This is a genomic window from Streptomyces alboflavus, from assembly GCF_000716675.1.
Taxonomy (GTDB): Bacteria; Actinomycetota; Actinomycetes; order Streptomycetales; family Streptomycetaceae; genus Streptomyces; species Streptomyces alboflavus.
The window spans coordinates 20,657-27,046 of the sequence record NZ_JNXT01000084.1; the positions used below are offsets into that span (position 1 = coordinate 20,657).

A 6,390-nucleotide genomic window follows, 5' to 3' on the forward strand; every position below is an offset into this window, starting at 1 on the left:
ACAAAGTTCAGGAGCAGACTTCTTGAACTAAGTGCAGGATCCTATTGCACATAGTTCAAGTTCTGCTCTACGGTCTTCCTGTACTTAGTTCAAGTCGCAGTCCGGGTCGCAGTCCGAGTCGCTGCCGCGGGGCCTGTCCCCCACCCACACGTCCCGCAAGGAGAGCCCCATGAGCACCGTCGCCGTCGTCTGCCAGCTGCTCGTCGCCGCCGCCTTCCTCAGCATCCCGCTGGTCCGCCACCGCTTCGGCCCCGCAGCCAAGGCCGCCGCCGACCGCGAGCTGGACCGCCAGGGCGTGCCCGCCGGGGTCCTTGAGGCCAACGGGCTGCGGTTCGACGCGGGCGGCCACGAGACCCTCGCCCCGCTCGCGGTCGCCGCGGTGATGGTCACCCTGGCCGGGCTCGGCCTCGCGGACCACGCCTGGTCCCACCCGCTGACCTGGGTCTTCCAGTCCCTCGTCATCGCCATGAACGCCCTGATCCTGCACAGCAACCTGACCGCGACCCGCTCCGTGGAGACCGCCTTCCGGCGCAAGGGCGACCCGGTGCTCGCCCGCATCGACGTGGCCGCGTTCCTCAAGGCCGCCGAGGGCGCGTTCCCCGGCTGGGTGACGGTCCTGCAGAACGTCCGCCACGTGGTGGTGTTCGGCGGGTCGGCGCTCGCGCTGGTCGGGATCGCGGTGGCGGGCTGACGCGGCCCCGCAGGAGTCCGTCGGAGCCCGCGAGAGCCCGCGAGAACTTTTTTCCCCGCACCGGTCACATTCGCCTCGCGCCCTCCGTCAGTGAAGTGAAGCAAGGCGGCGAGGCACCGGCCGGGCCACAGCCACCACGAGCACGAACACAGTCGTCCGCGGCACGCGGACCGAACCCGAAGGAAACAATCATGCAGGCGCGTATGAAGAACCCGGCTTTCGTCCTCCCCGACGGCATCAAGGGCATCGGCACCCTCTTCAAGGCCATCGGCGAGAGCGGCCTCCCCCACGAGCTCCAGGAGCTCGTGGGCCTGCGGGCCAGCCAGATCAACGGCTGCGGCGCCTGCGTCCACGCCCACAACGAGAACCTCGTCAAGGCCGGGACCAGCGGGGAGCGGATCGCCGCCGTGGCCGCCTGGCGCGACGCCCCCTTCTTCACCGACGCCGAGCGCGCCGCCCTCGCCCTGACCGAGAACGTCACCCGCCTCGCCGACCGCTCCACGGAGTCCGTGCCGGACGAGCTGTGGGACGAGGTCGCCGACCACTTCGACGAGCGGGAGCTGTCCGCCCTGATCCTCGTCATCGGCGTGACGAACCTGTTCAACCGCATCAACACGACGATCAAGGAGCCCGCCGGTACGAAGTGGGGCTGAGCGATGCGGCACGCATGAGTAAGGGGCCCGGCACACGTTCTGTGTGCCGGGCCCCTCGCGCCACGAGGTCCTAGGGCCTGTCGATGGGTCCGCGACGCCGCGCCGACCCATCGGACAGGTCCTAGAGGTAAGGGCCGCCCGTACGGCCCGCGATGCCGCCGTCCTCGCCGTCCTCGCCGCCGCCCACACCCGGCGGCAGCGCCCGGCGCATCTGCTCCAACTGGGCCCGCGCGGCCATCTGCTGGGCGAACAGCGTCGTCTGGATCCCGTGGAAGAGCCCTTCGAGCCAGCCCACCAACTGCGCCTGCGCGATCCGCAGTTCCGCGTCACTCGGCGTCGTCTCGTCCGTGAACGGCAGCGAAAGCCGCTCCAACTCCTCGACGAGCTCGGGCGCGAGGCCGTCCTCCAGCTCCTTCACCGAGCTGGCGTGGATCTCCTTGAGCCGCACTCGGCTCGCCTCGTCCAGAGGCGCGGCGCGCACCTCTTCCAGAAGCTGCTTGATCATGCTGCCGATGCGCATGACCTTCGCGGGCTGCTCGACCATGTCCGTCACCGGGACCTCGCGGGACTCGTCGTCTCCGCCACCGAGAGCCATCCCGTCCTGACCCACGACCAGGACCTGGGGGTTCTCCGGCGACCGTTCGTTCCTCGGCATCTCCATGCCGCCATTCTCTCGTACCTGTTGTCCACACATCCGTGGTGCCCCCGTCGGAAGATGATCCACCGTGTACGGGCGCCTGTGTGTTGTCCACTGTGTGGTCCACCGGGGCGGTGGCGGGCTCGCGCGGGCGGGACTGCGCCGGTCGGGTGACGGCGCCCGCCGGGCCGCGCCCGGGTGGATCCGCCCCCGATACGCCCCGCTCAGCCACGGCGCAGGCGCAGGCCGAGGAAGCCGAGGCCCAGGCCGATCAGGACCATCCCGCCGCCGAGCGGCAGTACGCGCAGGCCGGGGAACGCCGGCCCCTCGGCCGCCCGCTCCCGGGGCGCGTCGGCCGAGCCGGGCTCGACGGGGGTCGTCGCCCGTGGCCGCTCGGGCCTTCGTACCTCGCGCGGCGGGGGCGGCAGGGGCCGCCAGACGGCGGGGTCGGGCACGGCCACGGGGTCCGCGCGCCCGGGCCGCAGCCGTCCTTCCCCCGCCCGGCTTCCGGCGAGGGAGCCGGTGCCGTAGTAGGGGGCGGATGCGGTGGGGGACGGTGTGGTGGGGGGTGCGGGGGGTGCGGGAGGTGCCGTGGGCGCTTTGGGCGCTGTGGGGGCGTCAGGGGTGGCGGGAGCCGCGAGGGCGGAGAGGGCGGCGGGGGCGGCGGGGGCCGCGTGCGCCGTCGGCGTACCGGGTCCGGCGGGGAGCAGCAGCGCGAGCAGCACCGGTGGTCCCGCCGCGCGCAGCGCGCCCCGCAGCCGTGAAGTCACCGCGCTGGCCCCCTCCCGGTGCCGGGTCTTCGCCGAGATCGCAGAGATCGCAGAACGCCCGGATCCGCGCCGCGGGCGGGATCAATGGGCGTACGGCCAGCGTCACATGAGGTGCGGCATCCGGCATCTCGGGTGGGACTCCCGCCGGGGGCGGCGCCGGGAACAGGCGCCCCCGGCTCCCGGCGGAAGGCCCGGCACCGGGGCCCCGAAGGAGAAGCCCCGCACCGGACCAGCCGCCGTCGGTCCGCTCAGACCGCCCCCTGCTCCTCCCGCACGAGGAGCACCTTGCCGATGTGCCCGCTCTCCTCAAGCACCCGGTGCGCCGCCGCGGCGTCCCGCATCGGGAGGGTGCGGTCGACGACGGGACGGACCTGGCCCGCGCCGATCAGGGGCCAGACGTGCTCGCGTACGGCCGCGACGATCGCCGTCTTCTCGGCCACGGGGCGGCCCCGCAGCGAGGTCGCGGTGATGGCGCCGCGCTTGCCGAGGAGCGCGGCGATGTTCAGCTCGGCCTTCACGCCGCCCTGCATGCCGATGATGGCGAGGCGGCCGTTGACGGCGAGGGCCCGCACGTTCCGGTCCAGGTACTTGGCGCCCATGATGTCCAGGATCACGTCCGCCCCGGCGCCGTCCGTGGCGGCCCGGACCTCCTCGACGAAGTCCTGCTCGCGGTAGTCGATGAGCACGTCGGCGCCCAGCTCCCCGCAGTACGCCAGCTTCTCCTTGCCGCCCGCCGTCACCGCCACCTTGGCGCCGACGGCCTTCGCGAGCTGGATCGCCATGGTGCCGATGCCGCTCGCGCCGCCGTGCGCGAGCAGCGTCTCGCCGGGGCGCAGATGGGCGACCATGAACACGTTCGACCAGACCGTCGAGGTGACCTCGGGCAGCGCGGCCGCGGTGACGAGGTCGACGCCGTCCGGCACGGGCAGCACCTGCCCGGCGGGCACGGCGACCCGCTCCGCGTACCCGCCGCCCGCGAGCAGCGCGCACACCTCGTCGCCGACCGACCAGCCCACGACACCGGGCCCGAGCGCGGCGATCCGGCCCGAGCACTCCAGGCCGGGGTACGGGGACGAGCCGGGCGGCGGATCGTAGAACCCCTGCCGTTGCAGCAGGTCGGCGCGGTTCACGGCACTGGCGGCCACGTCGATGAGGACTTCGCCCTCGCCGGGTACGGGATCGGGGACCTCGGCCCACTGAAGCGCCTCGGGTCCGCCGGGTTCGGGGATCGTGATCGCATACATGCGGGCGAGGCTACTCCGGGGCGGGGTCACTCCGGGGCGGGGTCACTCCGGGCGGGCGGACACCCACCCCACGCTCAGCCCTGCCGGGGTGACCGCCACGCCTCCGTCGCAGCCGGGGGCGGCGTGGCCGTCGCATTCGGCGACGCCCGCACGATGGTGATCAGACGGTCCGTCAACTGCAGCTCGCCGATCGCCGGATCGTCGTACCCGAGGACCCGATGGCCGCGTACGACACTCACGATCAAGTCGTCCGTCTCCCGCACACCCCGCCCCACCTCGGCCTTTATCACCGGCCTTTCGACGAGGTCGAGCCCGCTGCCCTGCTGGATCAGGTCTTCCATGACCAGGCCCGCGCTGGGGCTGAGCACCGACAGGCCAAGGAGTCGGCCCGCCGCGCTGGCGCTGGTGATGACGGCGTCGGCGCCGGACTGGCGCAGCAGCGGCGCGTTCTCCTCCTCGCGGACCGCCGTCACGATCTTCGCCCCGCGGTTCAGCTGCCGGGCGGTGAGCGTGACGAGGACCGCCGTGTCGTCGCGCTGGGTGGCGATGATGATCTGGCGGGCGCGCTGCAGTTCGGCGCGGAGCAGGACGTCACTGCGGGTCGCGTCGCCGACGACCCCGGCGAAGCCCTCCGTCGTGGCCGCGTCGACGGCCTTCGAGCTCGGGTCGACGATCACGATCTGCTCGGGCTTCAACCCGGTCGCCTGCAGTGTCTGCACCGCCGACCGGCCCTTGGTGCCGAAGCCGACGACGACTGTGTGATCACGCAAGTTGGACCTCCAGCGGGACAGCCGCCATTCCTCGCGGGTGCGTTCGGTGAGCACTTCCAGGGTGGTGCCGACCAGGATGATCAGAAAGAGCACGCGCAGCGGCGTGATCAGCACGATATTGGTGAGCCGCGCGCTGTCGCTGTGCGGCACGATGTCGCCGTATCCGGTGGTGGAGAGCGTCACGGTGGCGTAGTACGAGGCATCGAGCAGGTCGACCTCGTTGTTCGCGTTGTCGTGATAGCCCTCGCGGTCGAGCCACACGATCAGGATCGTCAGCGCGAGCACGCACAACGCCATCAGGAGCCGCTTGCCGACCTGGACCAGCGGACGCTCGACCACGCGTCGGGGCAGTTTGACCCGATGCGTCACCAAATGTTCGTCGGCTTGGCGCGCGATGGCGTCATGGCCGGGAAGTTTCACGTGAAACACACCTCGTCGTCGGGGCCGCCGATGCCCAACTCACCGGGCAGGACGCCCGGTTCGGTCCAGGGCAGATCAAGGATCTCCAGCTCCCGCCCCCGACGCGCGCCGCCCGGCGGAATCACCGCGAGCCCGTCGGCGACGGCGATGCCCCGCAGCATCGCGGGGCCGTTGTAGTGCAGCGGTACGGCGTGCTCCCCGCGCAGCACGACCGGGACGAGCCGGGTGTCCTGCGGATGGCCGTGTACGTCCGCACGCAGGGGCGCGGTGTACGGCTCCGCGGCGGGGCGGCTCGCGAGCCCGCGCAGCAGGGGCTCGGCCAGGGTGAGGAGGCCGGAGACGGCGGCGAGGGGGTTGCCGGGGAGTCCGACGAGGTGGCGCACGCCCGTGCTGTCGGCGCCGCCCGCGCCCTCCTCTCCGGAGGGGAGGCGGGCGAGCAGCATGGGGTGGCCTGGGCGGACGGCGACCCCGTCGACGAGCAGTTCGGCGCCGAGGCGGCGCAGCGTGGGGTGGACGTGGTCGACAGGGCCGGACGCGGTGCCTCCGGTCGTCACGAGGACCTCGGCCGTGGAGGTGGCGAGGGCTTCGTACAGCGCCTCGGCGTCGTCCCCGAGCCGTCGCACCGCGGTCACCTCCGCACCCAGCGCCCGCACCCACGGCGGCAGCATCGGCCCGAGCGCGTCCCGGATGAGGCCGTCCTGAGGAAGCCCCTTGGTCAGCAACTCGTCCCCGAGGACGAGGACTTCGACCCGGGGGCGGGCAGCGACGTACAGCGCGTCGTATCCGGCGGCCGCGGCGAGGCCGAGCACGGCCGGGGTCACGAGCGTGCCGGACGGCAGGAGTCGTTCGCCCGCCCGGCACTCCTGGCCGCGCGGCCGGATGTCCTGTCCCGGTACGACCTCCCGCTGCGCGTGCAGCCGTCCCTTGCCGTCGACGTGCCCGTGCTCACTGCGGATCACGGCCGTCGTGTCACGCGGGATCCGGGCCCCGGTCGCGATCCGCACAGCTTCCCCGTCCCCCAGCGGCTCGGGGCTGCCCTGCCCCGCGAGGATCCCTTCAGCCAGCACCGCCCAGGGCCCCGGCCCCGCCACGGCCCATCCGTCCATCGCGGAGGTGTCGAAGGAGGGGAGGTCGGTGAGGGCGGTGAGGGGGGTGGAGAGGGTGCGGCCGAGGGTTTGGGGGAGCGGGAGTGGGAGGGGGAGGGG

The 6,390-nt window shown here is 72.8% G+C and carries 7 protein-coding genes; 2 read left to right on the forward strand and 5 right to left on the reverse strand.

Going from position 1 to position 6,390, the window contains the following annotated elements:
- Window positions 1–169 precede the first annotated feature (169 nt).
- Both OO63_RS37845 and OO63_RS37850 read left to right on the forward strand, forming a co-directional pair.
- A complete protein-coding gene (locus OO63_RS37845) occupies window positions 170–691 on the forward strand; it encodes a hypothetical protein (RefSeq protein WP_030362317.1) in 522 nt (173 codons plus the stop codon).
- A 191-nt stretch (window positions 692–882) separates the two neighbouring features.
- Window positions 883–1,344, forward strand: a complete 462-nt coding sequence (locus tag OO63_RS37850; protein WP_030362316.1) for a carboxymuconolactone decarboxylase family protein — start codon at window positions 883–885, stop codon at window positions 1,342–1,344.
- Between the two features lie 121 nt (window positions 1,345–1,465).
- Here OO63_RS37850 and OO63_RS37855 read toward each other — a convergent pair whose 3' ends face one another.
- From OO63_RS37855 to OO63_RS37875, 5 genes are all read right to left on the reverse strand, one after another.
- Window positions 1,466–2,005, reverse strand: coding sequence for a bacterial proteasome activator family protein (locus tag OO63_RS37855; RefSeq protein ID WP_030362315.1), 540 nt, complete (start codon window positions 2,003–2,005; stop codon window positions 1,466–1,468).
- A 200-nt stretch (window positions 2,006–2,205) separates the two neighbouring features.
- Window positions 2,206–2,751 carry a hypothetical protein gene (locus tag OO63_RS42680; protein ID WP_157854125.1) on the reverse strand — a complete coding sequence of 182 codons (546 nt, stop codon included), beginning with the start codon at window positions 2,749–2,751 and terminating at the stop codon, window positions 2,206–2,208.
- A 248-nt stretch (window positions 2,752–2,999) separates the two neighbouring features.
- Entirely contained in the window at window positions 3,000–3,995 is a 996-nt protein-coding gene (locus tag OO63_RS37865) for an NAD(P)H-quinone oxidoreductase (protein WP_030362313.1), read from the reverse strand.
- Between the two features lie 74 nt (window positions 3,996–4,069).
- The gene (locus OO63_RS37870; protein ID WP_051811598.1) at window positions 4,070–5,185 is read right to left on the reverse strand and encodes a potassium channel family protein; all 1,116 of its coding nucleotides are present in this window, start codon (window positions 5,183–5,185) and stop codon (window positions 4,070–4,072) included.
- A partial coding sequence (locus OO63_RS37875) for a molybdopterin molybdotransferase MoeA (protein ID WP_051811600.1) occupies window positions 5,182–6,390 on the reverse strand: 1,209 nt, incomplete at its 5' end. The genes OO63_RS37870 and OO63_RS37875, both read right to left, overlap by 4 nt.